Origin of the sequence: Aneurinibacillus uraniidurans (assembly GCF_028471905.1) — a bacterium.
Classification (GTDB): Bacteria; Bacillota; Bacilli; order Aneurinibacillales; family Aneurinibacillaceae; genus Aneurinibacillus; species Aneurinibacillus uraniidurans.
This window is the reverse complement of the sequence record NZ_CP116902.1, coordinates 1,731,267-1,755,909: the sequence shown is the minus strand read 5'-3', so window position 1 is coordinate 1,755,909 and position 24,643 is coordinate 1,731,267. Positions and strand designations below refer to the sequence as shown.

The window sequence follows — 24,643 nt, the reverse complement described above, 5'->3', positions numbered from 1 at the left end:
AAAAATGAAAAAGTTTATTGCTGTTACTACAGTAGCCGCTACTCTATTAGCATTTCCCGTTGCTGCTTTTGCAAAGTCATACTCACTCGCAGAATTAAAGGCTCTGGCACAAGAATCTGGATACACAGTTCAGGAGACGAGAGGACAACTTGTTATCACAGAGTCGGCCGTTCCTACTACTCCATCTACACCATCGACTCCGACTACTCCGCCGAAAGATGATACGAAAACGGAAAATGCTGATTTTAAATTGTATCCTGCTCCAATTGAAAGAAGTTTTGGGAAAGATAATGTCGTGCAAAATAAGATCACTGTTTATGCTGATTATATAACTAGTGGCAAATCTCAAATTATAGGTGGTCATTCTGTTGACATCACCGACAAAGTAACATGGGAAATCAAAAAAGGAACGCCTATCTCTGTAGATAAAAAAGGCATCATCACAGCTACCAAAAATGGGGAATATCCGGTAACGATTTCTTATAACGGAAAATACATGGATTTGGTACTAAAAGTAACTGGATACCAATTGAAAAATGGGAAGCACAGTGCATATGTTATCATTAATAGTGGAAGTGCAACTAAGACACGATAAGTAAAACGAAGGACTCCCAAACGGAGTCCTTCTTCTATTCTAGTGACTAAACTTCTCATCTAAGTTATTTCTGAATTCATCTGAATAAATGGGTAGTAGTGCTCCTAGCTGGTACAAATCATTCGGTTCTATTTGGAAATTTCTTCGCCAAGATAAACACTTGTATTCCCTCCTGATAGGCGAAGGAAAGAGTTCATCCCCATTCCTTTCGCTTATCAGTTATGAACACGATAGCTTACCTTTATCATTATAAGGAAAAGTAACCCAGTCCCCGATACTGAAATGCTCCATACCTACCAACTCCTTGCCTGCATGAACGCTTATTAGCTATCGTAAGCAGATGGGCTGGTTTTGTTGCCACAAAATAGTCTGTACCGCAAAAAATCCGCAGTTTATTTGATTACTTGCCCCACTTAACCGCAAGCGCTCCCCATGTAAGACCGCCGCCAAATCCGACAAATACAACGACATCTCCATCGCGTACCTGACCGGCTTCAAGCTCCTGCAGCAAAGAAAGTGGCACAGATGCTGCCGACGTATTGCCATATTTGTTCACACTAACCGATATTTTCTCGTGTGGAATCCCCAGCAAATCGCCCGCTTTCTCCAAAATGCGCACATTCGCCTGATGAGGTACAATGCGATCAATATCAGCAACCCCAAGGCCGGCACGCTCCATGACATTGCGCACCGATTCATTAATTTGGCGCACGGCAAACTTGAACACTTCCCGGCCATTCATCGCAACCGTTCCATCCACATACAAATGCTGGCCGCCCGCTCCGTTTGATCCAAGCTCATACGACAAAATCCCGCGTCCTTCCGATACCGGACTCAGCACAACCGCACCTGCCCCGTCACCAAACAATACGGCCGTTCCCCGATCTTTCCAGTCGACAATACGGGAGAATATTTCAGCTCCAATCACCAGTACATGCTTGCAGGCGCCTGTCTCAATAAACTGCTTAGCAGTTACCAAGCCATATAAAAACCCTGAACAAGCCGCACTAATATCCATTGCGCCTACAGGGCGGCAGCCCAGCTCTTGCTGTACCGCACAGGCCACAGATGGAAATACTTGATCCGGCGTTGATGTCGCTACCAGAATCAGATCAATATCATGCGGCACAAGATTCGCCGATTCAAGCGCCTTGCGCGCAGCTGCAACTGCCATATCGGCCGTAGTCATTCCTTCCGGTGCAATACGCCGCTCTTCAATCCCGGTCCGGGTAAAAATCCACTCATGTGACGTATCCAGTTTTTTCTCCAAATCATAATTCGTTACAATTTGGGACGGCACAAAACAGCCGACTCCCGTAATTCCTACTTGTCTCATCTATGTCGTTATACGGCACACCACTATGTGCCCCTCCTCATTTAATCATTATAATATCAGCCTGCTCGTCTAAAACGGCGGGGCGTCATCTTCTTCTACGTCGGCTGATAAGTCAGCCTCGGAAACTCCAGGCTGTTTTTCCCGAATACGCTCCAGCACATCTTCTAATTCATCCGGGCGCAGCAATTCAATCGGCGACACACCCTTCTCAAATTCAAAGGCATCCCCTTCAAGCACAACCACATAACGTCCACCGAACCGCGCGATATGTACCGAATGACCAAAGTCAGACAACATCGCTTTGACCGTCATATGATCGAGCTTTAGCCGCAGTTCCAGATCTGGCTTCTGCTCTACCAAATACGCAGCGGCTTCGACCACCTGCTCCGGGGCCCACTTTTCTTGCAGTTCCCGCTTCTCACTAGCCGCCCAGATTTCCATTGCTTCTTCCTCGCGCTGCCGTTCCTCACTCTCCTCGTCATACACTGTCTCAATATATTGCTGCACAAGCCCCATCATCTGCGTATTCATCACTTCCGGCAGCGACTGCTCATAAGCAACAAATTTAAGAAAGTCTTCAAAATAGCGGGCATGTGACGATTGGTGAATTTTTATTTCACTTTCTTCTACCATTCCCGTCTCCGGCATATGCGGATACTGAATCGACTTCATATTTTTCGCCGTAATCGCCATCTCTACATTGCGGATCAGACTGCGCTCATCCGTAATCGAAGCGACCTTTGGCTCAAAATCACACTTGAGCACAAATACAAACGGGTCATCAAAATATTTGGGAAGTCCGGCACGCGCCACAATGAGGGCCCCGCCACGTACAGCGCTCGTGTTCATATACATCTGCACAAGTTCATCGCTATAGGAGCGGAACTGTTCTACCGTATCTGCTTTTCGAAGCCTTGCGAACAAATTATAATTCGGATTACTCGTTAGATCATGCCCTGGCTCTACGATAAAATATCCCAGCTTTGTTGGCACCTGATCGCTTTTTGGATGGCGCTCGACTTTTCGTTTGGCGATGCGAACGAATTCCCCATCAAGAAACGCAGCGAGCGGACTGTGCGTATACACTTCTGCGTCAAGCGTCTGAAAATGTTTATACGAACGATCCGACGACTCCCCTTCGCCGCGCACAACAAAAAATGAAACATACTGTACACTGAATTCCATCTCGTTCTCCCTTTGTTTCCTCTTTATGGCTCAGTTCATCTATTGTACCACAAAAACGTTTTCGTTTTGTCGGACACGTGCGTATATTGTATAATTAGAGAAAGCGTTAAAAAAGAGGATGCGTATAATGAATACATATATGACATTTATTACAAATGTGGCCCGCCAAAAGCCGTCTACTTTGCACAACAGTGAGACGGCCTGTCCATTTTGTGACCGGGACACCCTTTATAAGGAAGGCGTTATCCTGGCAAAAGAGGACCCGTTTTTGATTGTGGAAAACAAGTTCCAAACACTTGACCGCGCCTATCAGATGGTTCTGATTGAGACAGAAGCTTGCAATCACGGCGATTTATCTATGTACGCACCGGACTATTTATATCGGCTGTTCCGCTTCGCTCTCGCAAACTGGGAGGCATTTGAAGCGAGTGGAAAATTCCGATCCGTTATTTTTTTCAAAAATCATGGGGTGCATTCTGGAGGCTCGATTTACCATCCGCATATGCAATTTGTAGGGCTTACAGATGTCGATTACCGGGAGCACGTAGAAGCCAGGCAGTTTATGGGGCTCATCGTCGATCAGCAGCCTGGTGTAGAACTGAATCTTTCCACATTCCCACGCGCTGGATTTACGGAGTTTAATGTCATATTGACAGACCGGACAAAACTAGATGAGTTTTCGAACTATATCCAGATTGCCGTTCATTTTATCCTCAATGTCATGAATACTACGTATAAAAGCTTCAATATTTTTTTCTATCAATTCGAGGACAGACTCATTGCCAAAATTATTTTACGAGCGCCGGGCTCCCCTTACCTCATGGGCTATTCCATCGTGCAAGTTCCCAACACACTTGCAGATGTAGTCGAGAAAGTACAAGGTCTGTACTTCTCCAAATAATTGCATAACAAAAGCCGTTCCCTTCTGCCGGAACGGCTTTCTTTTCTTGCTTTTACCTTCACAAGCCTTGTTTTTCGATTTCCTCTACTACGCCATCCCACAGCCGCCCACGCATCTGCAGGGCCGTCTGAGCGATTGTATACGCTTCTTCCAGCTTTTTCGGATCGTTTCCACATAGACTCACAAGCAAACGCTCCGCGAGTGGGCCGTGTTCATCTTCGTCAAGCTCAATGTGACGACGTAAGTAATAATCCAGCCATTTAGAAGAAGCACCTTTTTTCTCTAATGACGCAAGAAGCAAGCGGAACATATCAGGAATTAGCCCTTCACGTCCATAGAAGAATACAGCCGCCACTTCATGCAGCTCTCCAGTCAGCGCCACGCGTAGGTTGAATGCAACAAACTCACGTGCCGTCTTCGGAACAGACGGATGGCGCAGTGCCTCTTCATACGGCTTTCCAGCTGTAAGCTCTTCTAGAAACGCTTGAATAGGTCCTTGATCTGCTCCTGCCTCTTCCATCGCCTGCAAGTACAGTTCAAAGTGGCTAATATAGCCGCCTTGTCCATCCTCATCCGATTCTTCCCCCAGTACGATTTCATTAACAAACCGCGTATATTCCGGGTTCGGATATGGCATCCAAGGCACCGTTACTGATGTGACTCCCTGCTGTAGTCGCTTCAGTAGACTCATGAAGTCCCATACCGCAAATACATGATGCTTCATCATAATCCGCACCCGATCTGGTGTAGTCATCTGTCCATACACCTCGTGTGCGAGAAGTTCATCCCGTACGGCATGCAACTGTCTAATAGCTTCTGTTTGCTGCATTTCATTCCCTCCTGCTTATCTTTGCCAACGTTTCACACCCGACTCTTATCTTATGACTTCTTCTGTCATACATCAAGTTTCTACGGATTAAAAAATCGATCAGATCTGTTTTTCGCAACATCCACCGGCACAATATCCCGAATACTAATCCGCCCCGTTCGACTTGTATCCAAAAATTTAACCCGCACATCAGAAGGTGTACCCTGCTCATCCGTGATAAAGCCAATGACCATACAAGTACGGCCTCGGTGCTTCTTCTTTAGCAAATTAATTGGATCAATTACATATTTACGCCCGAGCTCAATCGTTACGGATCGCGTTACTCCACTATTCGTGTATGTATTCACGATACAGGACACGACCTTGCCACGTTTGTCCTTGAAAAAATCAACATACGACGATGCCATCATGCCCACTCCGTTTCTGTTCTTCCTCTCAAAATACACATTCCTCTATCTTTGTTCCCATTTATTCTCATTCTTCAACCATAACTATAAGACTATATTACATGGTATCGGCTATATTGATCCACTACTTTTTACATAAAAAAAGAGCCCCATAATAAGGACTCTGGCATGACGTCTATAATGGTGTAAACTCACCAATTTTCTCGCCGCTTTCATAACTTTTCAAGGAATCACGATACGTAATTAAGTTATTATCCTTCAAGAAGTCAGCGAATTGATCCGGCGACATTTGCCCAATTAAACGATCTTCTTGCACAGAAAACGCAGCAAGCCCCCGGGGCACGGCATCAAAATACAAGCTATTCGAACATCCCGATTGAAGTGTAACCTCGATCATACGTCCCCCTCCTTGCTCTGTATTGTACCCATCCAATTGACAGATATGCGAAGGGGGACATATTCTCTATTACACGCGTGCGTGGCTTACTACTTCTTTTGGCACAACTTTATCGTTTTTGAAAAATTCATCATAAATTGCCTGTACAGCTTTTTGTTCCTCAACTGCTTTCACTCCGAACATCATGCTTACTTCAGAAGAACCTTGGTTAATCATCTCAATGTTGACATGAGCACGAGCAAGTGCTCCCGCTGCACGCGCTGTCGTCCCAACATTATGGCGCATTCCTTCACCAACAATCATAATCATCGACAGATCGTGTTCGATTACAATATCATCCACGACCAATTCCTCTTTAATGCGCTTCACAATCCGCGCTTCTTTCTCCCCTTCAAAACCTGCGTCTTTCAGGATAACGGTAATGTCATCAATACCTGACGGGATATGCTCATAAGACAGCCCTTCATCTTCAAGAATGTGCAGCAGACGGCGCCCAAAGCCAATCTCCCGGTTCATTAAATATTTGCTTACATAAATGCTGCAAAATCCATCCGCACTTGCAATCCCAACAACCGGATTGCCATTTCCTTTACGCTCAAACACAATCATCGTGCCTGGTGCAGACGGATTATTTGTATTTTTGATGCAAACAGGAATGCCAGCACGGAATGCCGGAATCAAAGCCTCATCATGGAACACGGAAAAACCTGCGTATGATAATTCACGCATTTCTCGATAGGTCAGGTCTTGAATCGCTTCCGGGTTCTCGACTAGATTTGGATTTGCCGCAAATACCGAATCGACATCTGTAAAGTTCTCGTACAAATCCGCTTTTACAGCAGCTGCCAAAATGGAACCTGTAATGTCAGATCCACCGCGTGAAAATGTTACGATCTCACCGGATGGCGCATAACCAAAAAATCCTGGGAAAATCATAACGTCATCGCGGTCACGCAATGCCAACAAATTGTTGTATGATTCCGGCAGCACCTGAGCGTTGCCATGTTCATCACTCACGAGAAGACCAGCGTCTTTCGGATTCACATAGCTTGCATTCACACCTTGGCTCTGTAAATAGCGGGCAATAATTTTGGCATTATTATCTTCTCCGCTTGCTTTCAATGCATCCATAAACATCTCAGGGTTCCCGGTATCAAGCGCCATACGCGCACGCAAGTCTTGTTCAATTATATTGACAATTTCGTCATCGAGACCGAGTCCATCTGCAATTTCGCGATAACGGGCTACAACTGCTCCCAGTGCGGCTTCTACTGCTTCACCGGCGAGGCAGCGCTCAGCAAGCGCAATTAACAAATCTGTTACTTTTGTATCTTCTTTATGGCGCTTTCCGGGTGCCGATGCCACAATCAGCTTACGCGTATCGTCCGCAAGCACAATGCTGCATACTTTCTTAATCTGTTCGGCACTCGCCAATGATGTCCCACCAAATTTTGCTACCTTCATCTCTTGATCCCCCATCCACATGTGTCGTATCTATTTTCGGAATACTCACTATTATACCTGATCATTCATGTATATCAAGCCGCTTTCGGCTTTGAATACACTCCCCGGCAAGCGCCTGCCCCGCAAGCATATCCGCTTCCTTATTTTCTGTACGCGGCAGCGGTTCGTATTTAGGTGTTAGATCCAGTTCAGAGAGCTTCGCTTCAATTCGATCAAGCCAGCGATTTTCTTCTTCCTCATACACCGGCCAGTCGCCCGTTAACTGGTTAAATACAACTTGAGAATCTCCCCGAATGATGACCGAGGTATGATGTGCGCCAAGCAGCTCAAGCTCCCGCAATAAAAGCCAAAGCGCCGCATATTCCGCTTCATTGTTCGAGTCAATCGAAGGCACCGCCTCATTTTTGCGAATGCGGTACTTACTCCCATCTTGCTCAAAATAAATCACGACCCCGAGTCCGGCCATGCGACGTGCCCGATCATATCCCCCATCGAAATAGGCTATAATGTCGTGCGGTTCGGTTTCTACTTTCTTCAAAAGCTTTTCTAATTCCTTGCGTGTCCATATATCCCCATTATCTGCAACAAATTCAGGTGGCTGTACAGCCCGGCCTGTTTTCTCAATGTCTGCTGCGAAAATAAGCGCATCTTGCGCAGAAACAGGATCAGATGTAAACAGCGTCCGCTTTTTACCTACAAGAGATCGATAGTTCCATTGAATTCGCACGTTCATATTTACTGCCCCTTCCATATAAATGTACAAAAATCCCGCCTGGTACGGCGGGATTTTGTTGTATATTTGGTCTCATTATACAATGACACGGAGATGTTCTTTACATACCTTATGGAACTGCTTGTAAATATCCGAAAGATCCTCGATCGTATCCCACGTCATGATCTCATCAGCATCATCTGCCACTGTCACAATACCTTTATTGGACAGATGCATGATGCCATGTTTCAATGACACATCCCCGTACTGCTCCGGATTCTCCTTGAAGCTAGTAAGGGTTACATACTCGCCTTCTGTTCCTGGAACTTGTAGCAGATACACGCCATCAAGTGAGATAACCGTCATGATCGGCTGTTCATCCTCGTTAGGCATGTCTTTCGCCATAACTGCGACGCCTTCTTTTGCTTCTAGGACGTTCCAATCTTCAAACTGCTCGAACAGTTGTACAGCAATCTCCTGACTGTATTTCTCACGCAGCATATCTTTAAGAATATCGCGCACGACTTCCGCTTCCTCGCGGGTGTTGAAATATACTTCATTTCCATTCTCGATAAAGCCGCCATGTGCAAGCGCTACATCACGATAGCTTGTGCCAAGAACCTTTTCAATTGCATCATTCCGTAATAATCCTTCCCGTGCATTCACGGATACAAGATAATATGTCACTTCTTTCAAGGAATCTACGTATCGGTTTACTTTTACTGTGATTTCCACCACAAGACCTCCTAAAGAACACGGCATTGTCGAACACGCCCTAAATTAGCTTACAGTGCATTTTACCATTTTCACACCGCTTCTTTCAAACGTTTCCTTCACTTTTAGCCATAAATTGCGCCAGCTTTGAAAATGGATGCTCGTTGCGCACTGGCTTCATTTTGTGCTTTTTCGCGCAGGTAGTGCATAAATGACCAGCAATCTCTTCGTTCTCTGCTCTGGCTGTCTTATTTCCCTCGCCATGATACACAGCGAATCGATCCGTATCAAGTGGTCTGCCGCATGCAAGGCACGTATCCACCATTACCCATCTCCCTTTCTTGCCCTGTTACAAAAGCCGGGAGATTTCCCCCGGCTGATTTACTAGGCTTGATGCGCCCATTCTTCCACATTCCATACTCTCGTAACCCAGTCGTTATAAAACTCTGGCTCGTGACAAACAAGCAGCACCGTGCCTTTGTATTCAGTAAGTGCACGCTTCAATTCTTCCTTCGCCACCACATCAAGGTGATTCGTCGGCTCGTCAAACAAAAGCCAGTTGCTTTCATCCATCAAAAGCTTGCACAGACGGACCTTTGCCTGCTCGCCCCCACTCAACATGTTAAGTGGACGATTGATATGTTCGTTTTTCAGTCCACAGCGAGCAAGCGCCCCCCGCACTTCATGCTGATTCATGCTTGGGAAGGAATTCCACACATCATCAAGCGCGGTTACATTGCCCGCCTTGACTTCCTGTTCAAAATAGGATGGGTGCAGGAAGTCACCTTGATACGCAGTTCCACTATATGGCTTTATCTTACCGAGAATTGTTTTTAAAAGCGTGGATTTACCGACGCCGTTGCAGCCGACAATCGCAATTTTCTCCCCGCGCTCAATCGTCATATTCAGCGGGCTCGGTAGAAGAGCATGAGAATACCCGATCTGAAGATCCTTGCCTTCAAACACAACTTTGCCGCTCGCCCGCGATTCCTTGAAGGCAAACGTCGGCTTCATTGCTGTTTCCGGGCGATCGATTACATCGAGTCGCTCAAGCTGCTTCTGACGACTTTTCGCACGTCCCGATGTCGAATAGCGTGCCTTATTGCGCTGAATAAAGTCTTCTGTTTTCTTAATGTATTCCTGCTGCTTCTCATACGCATTCAAATGCTGCGACTTCGCCATATCAGCCATATCGAGAAACTTCTCATACGTTGCGCTGTAGCGCGTCAGCTTCGAGAATTCAAGATGGTAGATTACATTGACTACATCATTCATAAATTCCGTATCATGCGAGATTAACATGAACGCAAACGGATATTCTTTAAGGTACCCTTTCAACCAATCAATATGCTCTTCGTCGAGATAGTTCGTCGGCTCATCCAGCAAAAGTACGGTCGGCTTCTCAAGCAGAAGCTTTGCGAGTAACACTTTCGTCCGCTGTCCACCAGAAAGTGCCGCAACGTCCCGATCCAGTCCGATTGCGTTTAAGCCTAGACCATTCGCCATCTCGTCCACTTTTACATCAAGCGTATAAAATCCACTCGCATCCAGCTGATCCTGAATGTCTCCCATGTCTTCAAGCAGCTTCTCAAGTTCTTCCGGCGACGCATCCGCCATCTTCTCGGAGATCACCATCAACTCTTGCTCAAGCTCTAACAACGGCAGGAATGCATCTTTTAACACGTCACGAATTGTTTTGCCCGGCGTCAGCACGGTGTGCTGGTCGAGATATCCATAGCGCACTTTTGGCATCCATTCTACCTTCCCGCCATCGCGCACGATCTGCCCGGTCAAAATATTCATCAACGTCGATTTCCCCACGCCATTCGCACCGACAAGCCCTACATGCTCGCCTGGCAGCAGACGGAATGATACATCTTTAAATAACGTTCGATCTCCGAACGTATGACTTAATCCTTCAACGGTTAGTACACTCATGTTCTTACGGTCTCCCCCTGTTTTTCTAGTTCGTTGTTCATCCCTTCATCATACCTGATCAACAAGGGGAATTCCAGCAGACAAATCGTAAAGAGATGGGAAACTTTTTAACGCTTCCCATCTCTCACGGCTAGGCTGCCTGCGGCTCTGTTTTTTCTCGTTTCTGCTTGCGCTTGCGGCGCTTAAACCACCACATATATGTACCTGTTACCGCAAGCACTGGCAAAATCAGTCCACCGCTTGCATAGAGTACTTTTGTTACGATACCACCAAATGTACCTGTATGAAGAGGAAAATGCCAGGTCTGGTATGTAAGTCCACTATCCACCTTCTCATCAAGCTTCGCAATTACTCGTCCGCTGTATGCATCAAGCCAGACACGCACATTTCCGTTACCCGGATCATACCCGTGTGTCATCCGAACTTCAACCGCTCCTTCCGGCTGGTCTTTTTTCGGCTTCGCTGGCATGCGAACCTGAATCACCTTCGCATCCGGCACAGCCTGCTCCGCACTGCGCATTAACGCATCAAGCGGCTTTTTTCCTTCTGGTAGCGGGACCGATACGAGTATCTGTTTCGCTGGACTTTTAGACGGTTTTGTCCCGAACCAGCCAAAGATCGCTTCGTCATACTCAAACAGGGCTCCTGTCAGGGAGACCACGAGTAAAAACGGAACAGACCAGATCCCCAGCACCTTATGCCAATTGTAATGCTTCGCAAACGTGTTGGGCGAACGACGAAATGTAAAACCACGCATCCAGTTCCGAATGCCCGGCCACCATAAGTAAATGCCTGATACCGCAATAAAAAATAACAAAAAGCCGATGATGCCCGTAATCTCCGCACCATTAAAATCTTTAAGCAGCAAATAGCGGTGCAGCTCTAAAACCCAGTTAAAAAATGATTTGTCTCCCTCTTCTCCGTTAAGCTGACCTGTGCCTGGATCAACATACACACTAAAACTTGACTTCCCATCCTTTATCCGAAAAATATACACGCCTTCCGTACTCGCCTCATCCGGTGTGTACACACGTTGTACATCTGCCTTCGGATGTGCTTCTTTTACGGCTATCAGTGCTTTTTCATACGAAACAACTGGACCAGCGCTTACGTGATAAAGCTCTGGCTGAAACAACCGTTTTATTTCGTTCTCGAATACAAGCAAGCTACCAGTGAGCGAAATTAGGACAATAAATATTCCCGCTAGCAAGCTTAGAGCCAAATGAATCTTTCCTATTGCTTTCCGCATAAAATAACCCCTTTTATTTTTAATTGATAATGATTTTCATATTTATTTATATTAGTATGATTGATAATCATTGTCAATGATAAGCTTTGCGATAAATTTTTTACTGAAACTAAAAAAGAGCTGACCTATAATAGATCTGCTCTTTTAGGTTACTTATTCTCATGTCGAACGTTCACTTAAAAATGTTTCAAGCTCCTGTACCGGAATCGGACGACTTAACAGGTATCCTTGTACCTCATCACATTCCTGCTCACGCAAATATGCAAGCTGCGCTTCCGTCTCCACACCTTCGACCACAACTTTTAACTGAAGTTTCTTGGCCATATCAATCATCGCCTGAAGAATGACTTCGTCTGCTTGTGAGCACGTTACATTCTGAATAAAAGAACGGTCAATTTTTAAAGTATCGAGCGGGAATTTTTTTAAATAATGCAAAGCAGAATACCCGGTGCCAAAATCATCAACGGCAATGCTTACACCAAGCTCCTTGAGCTGATGCATAATTTCTACAGCTGCATCTGCTTCTTCAATAAAACCACTTTCTGTCAACTCAATTTCCAGACAAGCCGGTGGGAGTTCAGTTGCCGCTAGCGCCTCCTGAATCATCTCGACACAACGTATATCTTTAAAGTGAAGAGACGATAAATTCACGGAAACCGACACATTCGGATAACCGGCAAGCTGCCAGGCCCGAACCTGACGACATGCTTCCTCCAACACCCAGCGATCAATGTCGACAATTACGCCCGTCTTTTCCGCTAGATCAATAAAGCGCCCCGGCGATAGTAGTCCATTCTCTGGATGGCGCCAGCGAACAAGCGCTTCCATACCAACCATACGATTCGTCCGCACATTAAACCGTGGCTGATAGTGCAAAAGCAGCTGCTTACGCGGCACAACATGGCGCAGCTCACTGCGCAGTGTCCACTGCTTATGAATGCGGGTTAAGTCTTCCGAGTAAATAAAATAACAGTTGCCGCCGCACTCCTTGGCACGGTACATGGCTGTTTCCGCTTTTTTGATGATCTCCTCGCCCTTTACACCATCTGTTGGGTACATACTGATCCCCAGACTGGCGGTGACATTCATCTCATTGCCGTTCACATCAAACGGAAGCATAAGCATCGCTAACATCTCATTCGCCCGTCTGTGCACATCCTCCACTCGCTTGATGTCGCGTATAAGCATGACAAAATCATCTTTATTAACGCGAGCCAGTACATCGTTTTCCGGAAGCGTATTTGCCAAGTCCCGCGCGATACGCGACAATACAGTCTCGCTAATCGTCCGTCCCACAGAAGCATGCATCATCTTAAATTTGTCAAGGTCAATTAGTATAATCGCAAATTCGGTTCCATTCTGCTCTGCTTCCTCCACAGCTTTCTGCAAAACCATATCAAATTTCACCCGGTTCGGAAGCCCCGTCAAAGCATCATAATACTGCAGATCATTTATTTTTTTCCATGCCTGTCTGCACAACATCATATCAAGTGAACATCCGATCAATTCCTCTTCACACTGTCCATCCACCAACGATACATAAACGGTTTCCCGCTCATGTACAAGCTTGTGCACCGTTGACTGACCACAGGCAGCCTGATCATACTGCTTCACCAAATAATCCGCCACTTCCGATGAAAAAATTTCATGAGGGGTTTTTCCCTGTGTAGTTTCAGTGGTCAGTCCCCAGTGCTTTGCCAGTCTGCCCGAAAAAAACGTATACACATATCTGCCGTCCGGTTTACGCTGAACTTTATAAACCACGTTGTGAAGACTCTCTAGCAAGGTACGACACTCTTCTATTTTTCGGTGCAAATCTTGCTGTTCTTCCGCTCCATTTCGATCTTTCTGCACGGGCTTTACCACCTTTTCCGGCTGTTTCATAACGACTTTTTTGTAATTTTTAGTTATATTGTCATAAATTATTTTACTGAAAATTTCTTTTTTCGTCTACCTGTAGCTTTCTCCCCCTATAAAAAAACAGGCTTCTGTGCGAACAGAATGCCTGCTTTTGTCCTGCTTTTATTCACTTACTCTACCGCTGGGAGCACCTGCAGCAAATGATGGGCAGCTGCCATTCCAGATAACGCCGCACTTTCCACTCGCCCACTCTGTGCGGAATCATCAGGAGAAATAAACGCATCCCCAGCTAATATAAGCGGCGCCTGCAGCCCCGCATCCGCAAACAACCCTGGATACGGTTTATCCACAAGTGAGAAACGCCAGCGCTTCAGCTGCGCTTCTACAATATTTACCTTATTGAACCACGGGGCTGCATCCGCAAGCAGACGGCGCATAATTTCCTCGTCCGGTTCATTAAAGTGCTCTTTCGACCAGCGTCCACATGCATATACCGTAAGCGCCGTGCGAGCCGATACCCCTTTCATACTGTTATCCACTACGAGTTGGACCGGCGAGTCCGGATGATCCGCCCGCCACAGGCCAGGTTCCGGTACTGCTGATGGACCGTCTAGCACAACAAGCGCCGCGAGACACGGCAAATAGTCTACTGCCTGCAGCTCATCAAGCAGTGGTGCGGGTAATTCTGTTTCACCCGCACGTAAAATGTAGAGCGCCTGCTTGACAGGTGCTGTCAAAATGACAGCACGCGCTTTGACACTTGCTTTCGCACCTGGGTCATACACGTCTTCTGGCATCACTTCATCATACATTTGCGGCACAAAATCTTGCTCTTCAGACACCCAGTCAAGCTTCCAGCCGGCCGGGTCTGGATGTACAGCGGTTACCCGAACACGCACACCAATATCAAGCGGCTCCGCCAGGTGCTTCGTCAAACGATTCATCCCACCGCAGGCACGATAACGTACATGTTGGGTACCAAACCATGGCGTAACCCATCCTTCTTCTTCCCATTTGGCTACTTCTTTTGCAAACTCTGGTGAGCGCACGGTAAAATATTGCGCTCCGTGATCAAGCGTCGCTTCCCCAATGCGACGCGTTGCCATGCGTCCTCCTCCACTGCGACCCTTATCCAGTACAACAACTTCTTCCCCCGCCTCCATCAATACACGGGCTGCCATTAATCCAGCTACGCCCCCACCAATGATTACGATCGGCTGTATCGGTTTACGCATCGTATCCTCTCCCCTACTGATTCCATACTCGTTTGATATCTTCTATCCTCCATTTTCCGCCTGACGTGGTGGAAAAATAAAGGCAATCTTTCCGGCTACTTCATCCCATTTCAAACGGGCATCAAATGTTTTCTCTCCCTTTTTAAATCCTTTAATTGTATCCGTTTCCTGACCTGCAAGCAGCTTGCGGACATTGGTCTGTGAAATCGTTTTGCTGAGCATTTTTTTCGGCAGCGTAAAATCGCACTTCGTCTCCTGATAACGGGCGCATCCGTAAAATGTGCTGCGATCCAGCATATCGCCACCGCATTTTTTACACACTCCTACTTTTACGGGCGCTCCCTTCTGCTTGCCCCGGCCGCGCTTCTCGGCAGAAGCTGCCTTGAGTGCTTCCTCATCAATCCCGGTGAAATTCCATGTTTCAGCTTGCTTGATCGCTTCGTCTACAAGATGAGTCGCCAGCTTACGTGCCTGCTCCATGAACGGAGTGGATGCGGCCTTTCCCTGCCCGATCTCATGCAGACGCTGTTCCCACTTCGCCGTCATCTCCGCAGACGACAAAATGCTCGCCCCCACCGCTTCTACTAACATGCGACCTTTATCTGTCGCATACACAAGATTTTTGGACACTTCGATGTAACCCCGGTCTTTTAGCACTGTGATAATCCCGGCTCGCGTCGCTTCTGTACCTAGCCCTTCCACACGGTGCATGACTTTTTCCAGTTCAGCATCATCCATATGCTTACCGGCTGTTTTCATAACCGTAATCAGATCACCTTCCGTATACCGTTTAGGCGGCTGGGTTTTACTTTCTTTTACGTCAGCAGATACAACCGTCCCATCTGCTCCCATATGTACATCTGGCAGCAGCACGTCTTCCTCATCGTTTTTCTCCGCTTTCTGCTTCTTCTTTTTACCGTCAAACAGCACACGTCGCCAACCTTCCTGTACTTCACGCTTTCCTTTCGTACGGAAGGTGGCTCGCCCATCCACTTTTGTCACAATCGTCGTATGGTCAAAAATCGCCGCTTCATAATGGGCAGCGATCAAGCGCTTCGCAATCAACTCATACATTTTCCGCTCATCTGCAGACAATTTCTCCATGTCTGGCACTTGTTCGGTAGGAATGATCGCGTAATGATCGGTTACTTTTTTCGGATCGACGTAACGCCGATTATGCAAAAGTGACGACACTGGGGTCGGTATGTACGCCTGGTACAAAGACTGCTGCCCAAGCTTCGTGAGAATGTCCGGAAATAACGCCGCTTCTTCTGCTGTAACATGCTGCGAATCTGATCGTGGATACGAGACGAAGCCTTTTACATACAGCTGCTGGGTCACATCCAATGTCTTTTTCGGAGAAAACTTGAACGCCTTATTCGCCGCTGACTGAAGGGCTGATAAGTTGAACAAAAGCGGCGGCGGCGTTTCTTTCCGTTCCGTCTGTACATCTTCGACACGCGCGGACTTCCCATGACAAAACGCCGCGATTTTATGCGCCATCTCCGGATTTGTAAGACGTGTTTCCTCATCTTTGAACCATTTTCCCACATACTGCATGCCGCTCATATCAAAAGTAGCCAGCACTTCCCAGAACGGCTCCGAGACGAATGATTCAATTTCTTTCTCTCGCTTAACGATCAGCGACAATGTTGGTGTCTGAACGCGCCCGGTCGAGAACACTTCCCGAATGCCTCGCTTCTGAAATAACAGCGAGTAAACACGCGAGCCATTCATGCCAATCAACCAGTCCGCACAAGAGCGGCTAAGCGCTTCATCGTACAACGGTCGTGTAGCACTCTCATCCTTTAGGGCCGCAAACCCATTCAGCACCGCTTTTTCCGTTAATGATGAAATCCACAACCGCTTAAGCGGCTTGCGTACCCCAGCCAGTTGAATGATGATGCGTGTAATATATTCTCCCTCTCGCCCGGCATCACCTGCCATAATAATCTCGGTTACATCGGGACGTTTGAGAAGTGATTTGACAATCGTAAACTGCTTATATTTGGACGGCGTTACCTTATGACGGAACTGATTCGGTAAGATCGGCAGCGTTGACAGCGACCACTTTTTATACGACGGATCGTATTCTTCTGGTGGTACCAGCTCACACAAATGCCCGACTGCCCAAGTGACGATCGCACCGTCTGGAAACAGCGGGTGCGGCTTGATTTCGATATACCCCTGCCCTTTTTTTGTAGTAAATGGAGCAGCTAGTTTTGCTCCCTGATCCGGTTTTTCCGCAAGTATTACTTTCACGTATGTATCTCCCTGTCTTTTCTAAACACGCTATCTGCCTTGATTATAACAAAAACGTTTGAATCGTGGTGAGCGGTTCCAATTGAAATTTCTTTGCGCTAAAAAGAGAGAAGCTGCCCACATTCAGGCAGCTTCTCTCTTTTTATTCCCTTATACTTTTTTTACAAAAAAGCGATAGATCCCGTTCTCTTCTTCAGTGCTAATCAACTCATGATTGGTCTGTTTCACCCAGCCTCGGAAATCATTCATTGATCCTTTATCAGTTGTCTCCAATTCCAAGATTTGGCCACTTTCCAGCATATCCATTGCTTTTTTCGCCCGCACAATCGGCATCGGGCAAGAAAGGCCTTTTGCGTCTACTTTAACATCTGCATTCATCGTTTATTTCCTCCTATTTTTCTACCGGGCCGCTCCAGCCGGACATGCCCGGTACAACATTTTTCACGCGGGTAAACCCTTTATCCGCCAGAAGCTGGCAGGCCATATCGCTGCGATTACCCATGCGACATACAACGTATACATCTTGATCCTTATGAGATTCGAGTTCAGTAAGGCATTCTTCCAGTTGACCAAACGGTACAAGCACGGCACCCGGAATGTGACCAAATGCATATTCCATTGGCTCACGCACATCAAGAATGATCGGCTTTTCTGCAAGCTTCTCCACCAGCTCTTCATTTGTCATAACATGTGGGTAGCTTGTTTCCACCTTCACTTCATTTACTCCAGACTTTCGGATGTAATGCTTGAATGTGCCTTCCTCTTCTATTGTTCCAAGAAACTGATGGCCGGTACGCGTCGCCCAGCTTTTCACATCTGCGACCGATCCTGGGTCAGTAGCAACTACTTCTAGCACTTCTCCTGCCTGAATGTCTTCAACCGCTTTTTTTGTGCGAACGATTGGCATCGGGCAGGATAATCCTTTACAATCAATTGACTTATCAACGGTATATGCACCCATCTGTGTCTCCTCCTCTACCGTCGCTTAGAATGTCAGCGATATATCTGCATCGTAGGCAAAATCAAGGAACGTTACCGCACCGCCTACCTCAACCCCATCTACAAAATCTTCTTTTTTCAAGTTCATGACATCCATTGTCATTTGACAGGCAATAAACTTCACACCCATCTCCTGTGCCATACTTACAAGTTCCGGGATACTTGGCACATTCGCCTCCTTGAATCCTTCCGCAAAATGCTCTTTGCCTGCTGGCATCGGAAGCTGCTGGTGACCTTGCTTATGAATCAAGTTCAATCCTTCAAATGTGAAGAAGACTGCCACTTCTGCATCTGTTGCTGCGGATGCGGTTGCGATGTTAAACACCTTGTATGCGTCAAACATACCTCCGTTACTTGCGATAATAGCTACACGTTTTGTCATTTTGTATCTCACCTTTCTTAATCTTTTACCCCAATAGGCATATACCCTTGTAGGTATATTATTATGCGTGATTCTCTTTCTGTTAATAAGTTTTTGCTAATCTCTTCGCTTATGAATGATGAATCGCGCAGCGGTTTGGACCAATCTCAAGTTCCGTTGCTACATCAAGCGGAACCTGTACATCACCACGGTTAATTTTAAGGATTTCGCCATAGTTTGGTGGTGTCGCACCCGATGTACCTGCAACTATCTCGGTAAACAGTTCCCGGTCTTTCGTGCGCATCACTTCATTTTTCGCCCGAATCTCCCCGAGCTTCGCACAAACGAGCCCTTGCTCATTCACTTCGCGGAGATCTGCATAGTGCGTTGGAAGCACAAGCGTGTCGTCATTCATGTTCGCAATATGCGTAAATACAGTATCATACAGGGATTGCGCCCATTCACGCGCCTTCCCACCTAAGTCCGGGCGCCCGAGTCCACCGACAAAAATGGTGTCACCTGATAACAGATAACGATCCTGTACAAGGAACGACACACTCCCAGGGGTATGTCCCGGTGTTGGAATGGCCATTACTTTTACTTCGACATCTCCAACCCGAAATACTTGTTCGTATTCGAGTGCCTGATACGGAATGATATTTGATCCTTGCATCTCACTGCGCGAAATATGATAGCTCGCTCCTGTTTGCTTCGCTAGTTCCGGTGCACCTGAGATGTGATCAGCATGCAGGTGTGTATCCATAATATGCGTGATTTGAACATGCTCCTGCTCCGCTAGCTTCACATACTCTTCATAGTGACGTCCCGGATCAACGATCATCGCCCTTCCATTAGACATCACCATGTACGAAAGGCACCCTTTGGCAAGTCTGTTGATCTGGATAATTTTCACATCCGGTTCATCCACTACTGTAGCGGCGTGGTAAAACTGACTCCACTCCAGCATCCCTTCTTCGAGATAGCTCGTGATATAGCCACGCTCATCTGCCATCTCGGCCACCATTTTGGCGCTTCCACCTTTAGCACACACGACCACAATCTCTGTATCTTTCGGAAGCGGCTGATAAATGTCTTCATTGTCATCCAGAAAGTCGAAATACGGAATGTTAACATCCACCAGATTACGATGCTCAATCTTCCAGTCATTGTAATCATCTGAATTTCGCACATCCAAAATAAATACTGGTTTTCCACTATTCATTTTGTCATGAAGTTCTTTCGCACGTATTGCTGACACCGCCACGATTGATTCCTCCTCTAATTATTTTATACCCGGTAAGGTATATACCATTATAGGTATATTACATCCGATACTTTAACTCGTCAATCCCCCATAAAAAATAAAAAGCAGCGCGTCAAACCGGATGAGGTACAAATACGTCCTCTGGCTCGTGGCTACTATTTAATTAAGGTACGTCATGTTGTATGTAGCTATAACTCCATTTTCTCCACTTACATAATTCCTTCTAGAACCATTTATCCCTTTTGTTTACAATGTTATGTATAGGAGGGGATTATTTATGAAATATGACATTTATCAGACGGTTAAAATTGTGGATTTCAACAACGAATTGCTGAGTGAAGCAGATTTTTATCATGGAGAGTTTGATCTTCCTGTCGTAACGCCATCTTGTGTCGTTACAACGCATGCCCTCGGCTTAAAAGAATTCGTCGTCGTATACGATCGCAGGCAGAATGAAAAAGTGCAGTTCCAGGTAGTTCAGGTTAGTATGGATTTAACAGAACCAGATCGCCCTGCTTCTGTTCATTTAGAGCCAGTCACACTCATCATCGGTCAGCATGATGTTGGCCAAATATAATAAAAATAAAGATAGACCTTTTTTCTCACACTAAAATGTAGTACTGTATCAGGAACAACTTTGTAAAAAGGAGGAGTACTTCCTCCTTTTTTTTGCGTACATGTGCACAAGGAGGATTTTATGAAAATTGGCTATCGCACACTTAAAACCGCAGTCGGAACATCCCTTTCCATTTTTCTCGCCCAATGGCTCGGTCTGCAATTTGCCGCTTCTGCCGGTATTCTAACCATCCTGAGCGTACAAGTGACGAAAAAACGCTCCATCAAAAATGCGTTTGCCCGCTTTTTTTCCTGCGTACTCGGATTGCTATTTGGCTTGGTGCTGTTTTCTCTTCTTGGCTATCATCCCGTTACCATTTTTATTTTATTGTTATGTCTCATACCGCTGCTAGTCCGGTTGCGCATTCAAGAGGGATTCGTAACGGCCTGCGTTATTTTATTTCATCTATACACCACCCAAAAAGTATCCGTTGCCTTTTTTACAAATGAGCTAGCTATTATGAGCATTGGGCTTGGGATTGGACTTCTCATGAATATTTACATGCCAAGCATGGAAATCGAGTTGAAAAAGTATCAGCAAAAAATAGAAGCGAACTTTCGGGTAATCATGAAGGAACTGGTCGTTTATTTACGTAATCATGAAAGTTCCTGGGATGGACATGAGCTGCTCGAAACACCAGAACTCATAAACACCGCCAAAAGCCTAGCCATTCGAAATGTCGAAAATCATCTTTTCCGTAAACAGGATCATTATTACCATTATTTTCATATGCGGGAACAACAGTTTTACTTGCTCGAACGAATGGTTCCTCTTATCTCAACCCTGCTATATTCTGTATCACAGGGGGAAAAAATAGCAGACTTCCTCGATGATGTAAGCGACCATATTCATTCAGGCAATACTGCTTATATATTTCTCGCTCAGATCCAGCAGTTAAAGCGCGAGTTTGAACAAACGGAGCTACCAAAAAGTCGGGAAGAATTCGAAATCCGAGCCAACCTGTTTTATTTTCTACAGGAAATGGAGCGCTACTTGCTGATTAAAGATGAATATATCGTGGCTGATTCTAAAGCACAGGGGAAATCTATACCATAAGGAGGGATTGTATGGTTACGATTGATAGTATTCGGGCGGCCCGAGCTCGGCTCAGTGGGGTTGTCCACTGTACACCGCTTGATTATTCCACTACGTTCAGCCGCATCGCAGGCAATGACTTGTATTTAAAGCTTGAGAACCTGCAAAAAACCGGTTCCTTCAAAGTGCGAGGTGCTTATAATAAAATCACCTCACTTACACCAGAAGAAAAAGCAAACGGGGTCGTGGCTGCTTCCGCTGGCAATCATGCACAGGGTGTAGCCTTCAGCAGCGCACAGGCTGGCATTGCCTGTACGATTGTGATGCCAGAAGGAGCAGCACTCAGCAAGGCACAGGCAACAGAGTCATACGGTGCAAACATTATTTTTCACGGACAGTCCTTCGATGAAGCGCTGGCACATGCCTATGTGGTACAGCAGGAAACCGGGGCTACGTTTATCCATCCGTTTGATGATGAACGCATCATCGAAGGTCAGGGAACCATCGGCCTTGAAATTCTCGAACAGCTGCCCGATGTGGATGCCATTTTCTGTCCGATTGGCGGCGGTGGTCTCATTGCCGGGGTCGCAGCAGCCGTAAAAGCCGTCCGCCCCGATGTGAAAATATACGGTGTGCAGGCAGCAGCCTGCGCAGGCATGCATGCCTCACGCAGTGCGGGTGCCGTCACAGCTGTAGCAAGTACTGGAACAATTGCAGACGGCATCGCAGTTAAAAAGCCGGGAGCGCTCACCTTTGACCTCGTACAGCAGTACGTTGACGATCTTTTTCTCGTAGAAGATATTGAGATTTCCCGTACGATGCTGTACTTGCTGGAACGAAGCAAGCTGCTTGTTGAAGGTTCAGGAGCGTCCTCACTTGCTCCTCTGCTTTATAAGCGGATTCCGATCACCGGGAAAAAAATTGCCGTACTTTTAAGCGGCGGCAATGTGGACGTAACTTTCATGTCCCGTATTATTGAGCACGGTCTCATCGAATCCGGCCGCTATGTTCGCTTCTTTACCACCATTCGGGATAAGCCGGGCTATCTGAATCGGCTGCTCAGCATTCTCGCCGAGGAACGTGCCAATGTGATTGCAATCAATCATAACCGGATCAGCCCACGTATTGTACCGGGGCAAGCGGAAGTAGAACTGTCCCTTGAGACGAACAATCAGGCACACATTACCCGCATTGAGCAGCGGCTTGCCCGGGAAGGCTATGAGGTGAATCCTTTTATCTAAGTGGAGTGGCATCACGCCGCTCCTTTTTGTATGTATCGGTCACAACGACATAGGCTGGCTGCAGCGACTCTGGCAAGCGTGTTTTGGCAAAGCCCTGCACAGCATTATATACCGCCTGTACGTCTTCCCGTGAAGCAGAATCAAGCATCATGACTTTAAGGGTAACAGACTTCTCATGAATTTCGGCGCGATATTCCTCAATCTTCTCAAACCATGAGGCTCGCATGCGCGGCATCCCGAAGTTAGACAGCATGTACGTGCGCAGCGCTGCTTCAATCTCCATCTGCGGGCCACGTACGAGCTGATCTGATTCAATCAGAAAGCTACCGCTTGGTGTTCCGAGGTGCATCGTATTCTCGACTGGTTTATCATACATAAAAAGCCCTACGACCAGTCCGATAAAGACGGATAGCAGGATTCCGCTTACGTGAATGGGCATTGTCCATCTCATGGTGCCTTTCCCCTTTTCTTTCTATCGTATCACGCGCAGAATTTTCAGACAACTATTAGATCATACATGCTTACTTGCTTATAAAAAGGACTGTTAGGTAGTATAGAGAATATATGCATCCCAAAAGGAGGAACGTATCTTGTTAAATTTTACTGTTCATATGCCAACGCGTATTCACTTTGGCAAAGGAGAAGTCGAAAAAGCAGGAGAAGTAGCGTGTCAGCATGGCACAAAAGCATTGCTCGTCACAGGTCGCTCTTCCACGAAAAAAACCGGCGCACTTGATCGAGTAATCGCGTCGTTCACACAAGCAAAGCTTGCATATGTGCTATTTGATCGCATTGAACCAAATCCACGCACGACGACAGTCGATGAGGGTGCTCGCATTGCTCGTGAAGAAAACTGCGACCTGATTGTGGCGTTAGGCGGCGGCTCTACAATGGATGCGGCTAAAGCCATTGCAACAACAGCACTTTCTAACCGTCCCATTTATGATTACATGCGCGGCAATCCTGCTGGCACAGCAAGCGAGCTTTTGCCTATCAAAGAAGCGCTGCCGCTCATTACCATCCCAACACTGGCCGCTACCGGATCGGAAGCAAATTCTAGCGCCGTTCTCACCCACTGGGATACAAAAGAAAAGTCCGGCATCGGCGGACCTGGTCTGTTCCCAAAAGCGGCCATTCTTGACCCGGAGCTAACCTACACAGTGCCTGCCTCCTATACAGCAGACGGTGCGGCGGATATCTTCACTCATCTGTATGAAGCGTATCTCACCGGAGATGAGCATGCCAACGTACAGGATGAAATTACAGAAGGTTTACTGCGCAATACAATCATGTATGCGAAAAAAGCGATTGATGAGCCAACCGACTATGAAGCTCGCTCCCATCTGCTCTGGACGAGCACACTAGCGCTCATTGGCATTGCTAATGCGGGGCGCGGTGGTTCTTTCCCGGTGCATGCCATGGAGCATACCCTTTCGGCTCACTACGATATTTCCCATGGACGCGGGCTGGCGATTATTACTCCTGCCTATTTTGAGCATGTCATCAAAAAAGACCGGCCGCATCGCCTGGCCCGTCTGGCACGCAACGTATTCCGCATCACCGAACAAAATGATGAATGTGCCGCCCAGCTTGGAATCGAGGCACTCATTGCCTGGTATAAAGAACTTGGGGTATACGGTACGCTCGCTGATATGAAGATTAAGGAAAGCGATCTGGCGATGATGGCCGACGAAACGGTTCGTATAAACGGCCGCGGACGTTCATTCATTCCGGGCACGCGTGACCTTACGACTGAGGATGTACTACATATTTTCAAAGCAGCATACTAATGTAAAGAGATTCTTTACAGCATTCTGTTTTAGGAGTATATTTGTGAATGGATATAATGTCCTCGTTAGGTGAGGTTCCTATACAAACATAGGCCACTGCCGGGAAACATCGAAAGATGCCAATCGGTAGAACAGGGATCGTCGGCTTAAGGCGTTCTTTAAGGTGGCTGAGAACCACATTTCTCTACGTTGTATAGTGCCAAAGCTTTACTAGGGGGAGCAACAATACGTATATGTATTGTTATTTATGCTA

25 protein-coding genes and 1 riboswitch are annotated in these 24,643 nt (G+C 46.6%); of the genes, 6 read left to right on the top strand and 19 right to left on the bottom strand.

Going from position 1 to position 24,643, the window contains the following annotated elements; all coding sequences use genetic code 11:
- Positions 1 to 4: 4 nt before the first annotated feature.
- Positions 5 to 595: a hypothetical protein gene (locus PO771_RS08815; protein ID WP_272562896.1), complete on the top strand. Its 591-nt coding sequence runs from the start codon at positions 5 to 7 to the stop codon at positions 593 to 595.
- Positions 596 to 995: 400 nt separating this feature from the next.
- Here PO771_RS08815 and PO771_RS08810 read toward each other — a convergent pair whose 3' ends face one another.
- Both PO771_RS08810 and PO771_RS08805 read right to left on the bottom strand, forming a co-directional pair.
- Complete coding sequence (locus PO771_RS08810; RefSeq protein WP_272562895.1) at positions 996 to 1,931, bottom strand: beta-ketoacyl-ACP synthase III; 936 nt, start codon at positions 1,929 to 1,931, stop codon at positions 996 to 998.
- Between the two features lie 69 nt (positions 1,932 to 2,000).
- Entirely contained in the window at positions 2,001 to 3,116 is a 1,116-nt protein-coding gene (locus PO771_RS08805) for a DUF3900 domain-containing protein (protein ID WP_272562894.1), read from the bottom strand.
- Between the two features lie 127 nt (positions 3,117 to 3,243).
- On the opposite strand from PO771_RS08805, the gene PO771_RS08800 reads away from it, so the two are divergent.
- Positions 3,244 to 4,017, top strand: a complete 774-nt coding sequence (locus PO771_RS08800) for a DUF4931 domain-containing protein (RefSeq protein WP_272562893.1) — start codon at positions 3,244 to 3,246, stop codon at positions 4,015 to 4,017.
- A gap of 58 nt (positions 4,018 to 4,075) precedes the next feature.
- Here PO771_RS08800 and PO771_RS08795 read toward each other — a convergent pair whose 3' ends face one another.
- The 16 genes from PO771_RS08795 to PO771_RS08720 form a co-directional block, all read right to left on the bottom strand.
- The gene (locus PO771_RS08795; RefSeq protein ID WP_272562892.1) at positions 4,076 to 4,846 is read right to left on the bottom strand and encodes a DUF3050 domain-containing protein; all 771 of its coding nucleotides are present in this window, start codon (positions 4,844 to 4,846) and stop codon (positions 4,076 to 4,078) included.
- A gap of 80 nt (positions 4,847 to 4,926) precedes the next feature.
- A complete protein-coding gene (locus PO771_RS08790; RefSeq protein ID WP_272562891.1) occupies positions 4,927 to 5,256 on the bottom strand; it encodes a hypothetical protein in 330 nt (109 codons plus the stop codon).
- Between the two features lie 172 nt (positions 5,257 to 5,428).
- The gene (locus tag PO771_RS08785; RefSeq protein WP_272562890.1) at positions 5,429 to 5,650 is read right to left on the bottom strand and encodes a hypothetical protein; all 222 of its coding nucleotides are present in this window, start codon (positions 5,648 to 5,650) and stop codon (positions 5,429 to 5,431) included.
- A 69-nt stretch (positions 5,651 to 5,719) separates the two neighbouring features.
- A complete protein-coding gene (locus tag PO771_RS08780) occupies positions 5,720 to 7,114 on the bottom strand; it encodes an aspartate kinase (protein WP_272562889.1) in 1,395 nt (464 codons plus the stop codon).
- Between the two features lie 61 nt (positions 7,115 to 7,175).
- Positions 7,176 to 7,847: a reverse transcriptase-like protein gene (locus tag PO771_RS08775; protein ID WP_272562888.1), complete on the bottom strand. Its 672-nt coding sequence runs from the start codon at positions 7,845 to 7,847 to the stop codon at positions 7,176 to 7,178.
- Between the two features lie 75 nt (positions 7,848 to 7,922).
- On the bottom strand, positions 7,923 to 8,561 hold the full coding sequence (locus PO771_RS08770; RefSeq protein ID WP_272562887.1) for a hypothetical protein: 639 nt from the start codon (positions 8,559 to 8,561) through the stop codon (positions 7,923 to 7,925).
- A gap of 85 nt (positions 8,562 to 8,646) precedes the next feature.
- The gene (locus PO771_RS08765) at positions 8,647 to 8,865 is read right to left on the bottom strand and encodes a hypothetical protein (protein ID WP_272562886.1); all 219 of its coding nucleotides are present in this window, start codon (positions 8,863 to 8,865) and stop codon (positions 8,647 to 8,649) included.
- 59 nt (positions 8,866 to 8,924) lie between these two features.
- On the bottom strand, positions 8,925 to 10,478 hold the full coding sequence (locus tag PO771_RS08760) for an ABC-F family ATP-binding cassette domain-containing protein (protein ID WP_272562885.1): 1,554 nt from the start codon (positions 10,476 to 10,478) through the stop codon (positions 8,925 to 8,927).
- A 130-nt stretch (positions 10,479 to 10,608) separates the two neighbouring features.
- Entirely contained in the window at positions 10,609 to 11,727 is a 1,119-nt protein-coding gene (locus PO771_RS08755) for a PepSY-associated TM helix domain-containing protein (protein ID WP_272562884.1), read from the bottom strand.
- Positions 11,728 to 11,886: 159 nt separating this feature from the next.
- Positions 11,887 to 13,581, bottom strand: a complete 1,695-nt coding sequence (locus PO771_RS08750) for a putative bifunctional diguanylate cyclase/phosphodiesterase (protein ID WP_272562882.1) — start codon at positions 13,579 to 13,581, stop codon at positions 11,887 to 11,889.
- Between the two features lie 176 nt (positions 13,582 to 13,757).
- Positions 13,758 to 14,822, bottom strand: coding sequence for an NAD(P)/FAD-dependent oxidoreductase (locus PO771_RS08745; protein WP_272562881.1), 1,065 nt, complete (start codon positions 14,820 to 14,822; stop codon positions 13,758 to 13,760).
- Positions 14,823 to 14,864: 42 nt separating this feature from the next.
- Positions 14,865 to 17,084 carry a DNA topoisomerase III gene (locus PO771_RS08740; RefSeq protein WP_272562880.1) on the bottom strand — a complete coding sequence of 740 codons (2,220 nt, stop codon included), beginning with the start codon at positions 17,082 to 17,084 and terminating at the stop codon, positions 14,865 to 14,867.
- Between the two features lie 150 nt (positions 17,085 to 17,234).
- Positions 17,235 to 17,462 carry a sulfurtransferase TusA family protein gene (locus PO771_RS08735; protein WP_272562879.1) on the bottom strand — a complete coding sequence of 76 codons (228 nt, stop codon included), beginning with the start codon at positions 17,460 to 17,462 and terminating at the stop codon, positions 17,235 to 17,237.
- A 13-nt stretch (positions 17,463 to 17,475) separates the two neighbouring features.
- Positions 17,476 to 18,045, bottom strand: coding sequence for a sulfurtransferase TusA family protein (locus tag PO771_RS08730; RefSeq protein ID WP_272562878.1), 570 nt, complete (start codon positions 18,043 to 18,045; stop codon positions 17,476 to 17,478).
- A gap of 24 nt (positions 18,046 to 18,069) precedes the next feature.
- The gene (locus PO771_RS08725; RefSeq protein ID WP_272562877.1) at positions 18,070 to 18,465 is read right to left on the bottom strand and encodes a DsrE/DsrF/DrsH-like family protein; all 396 of its coding nucleotides are present in this window, start codon (positions 18,463 to 18,465) and stop codon (positions 18,070 to 18,072) included.
- A 109-nt stretch (positions 18,466 to 18,574) separates the two neighbouring features.
- Positions 18,575 to 19,708, bottom strand: a complete 1,134-nt coding sequence (locus PO771_RS08720) for an MBL fold metallo-hydrolase (RefSeq protein WP_272562876.1) — start codon at positions 19,706 to 19,708, stop codon at positions 18,575 to 18,577.
- 277 nt (positions 19,709 to 19,985) lie between these two features.
- Between PO771_RS08720 and PO771_RS08715 the strand changes: the two genes are divergently transcribed.
- From PO771_RS08715 to ilvA, 3 genes are all read left to right on the top strand, one after another.
- Positions 19,986 to 20,285: a hypothetical protein gene (locus PO771_RS08715; protein ID WP_272562875.1), complete on the top strand. Its 300-nt coding sequence runs from the start codon at positions 19,986 to 19,988 to the stop codon at positions 20,283 to 20,285.
- A gap of 120 nt (positions 20,286 to 20,405) precedes the next feature.
- Positions 20,406 to 21,380 carry an aromatic acid exporter family protein gene (locus PO771_RS08710; protein ID WP_272562874.1) on the top strand — a complete coding sequence of 325 codons (975 nt, stop codon included), beginning with the start codon at positions 20,406 to 20,408 and terminating at the stop codon, positions 21,378 to 21,380.
- An 11-nt stretch (positions 21,381 to 21,391) separates the two neighbouring features.
- A complete protein-coding gene (ilvA, locus tag PO771_RS08705; RefSeq protein WP_272562873.1) occupies positions 21,392 to 22,600 on the top strand; it encodes a threonine ammonia-lyase in 1,209 nt (402 codons plus the stop codon).
- Here ilvA and PO771_RS08700 read toward each other — a convergent pair.
- Entirely contained in the window at positions 22,593 to 23,051 is a 459-nt protein-coding gene (locus PO771_RS08700; RefSeq protein WP_272562872.1) for a hypothetical protein, read from the bottom strand. The two genes, ilvA and PO771_RS08700, sit on opposite strands and share 8 nt — an antisense overlap.
- 139 nt (positions 23,052 to 23,190) lie before the next feature.
- Here PO771_RS08700 and PO771_RS08695 point away from each other — a divergent pair, with 139 nt between their 5' ends.
- Positions 23,191 to 24,390 carry an iron-containing alcohol dehydrogenase gene (locus PO771_RS08695; RefSeq protein WP_272562871.1) on the top strand — a complete coding sequence of 400 codons (1,200 nt, stop codon included), beginning with the start codon at positions 23,191 to 23,193 and terminating at the stop codon, positions 24,388 to 24,390.
- Positions 24,391 to 24,444: 54 nt separating this feature from the next.
- Positions 24,445 to 24,615, top strand: a riboswitch (M-box (ykoK) riboswitch).
- The last annotated feature ends 28 nt before the right edge of the window (positions 24,616 to 24,643 follow it).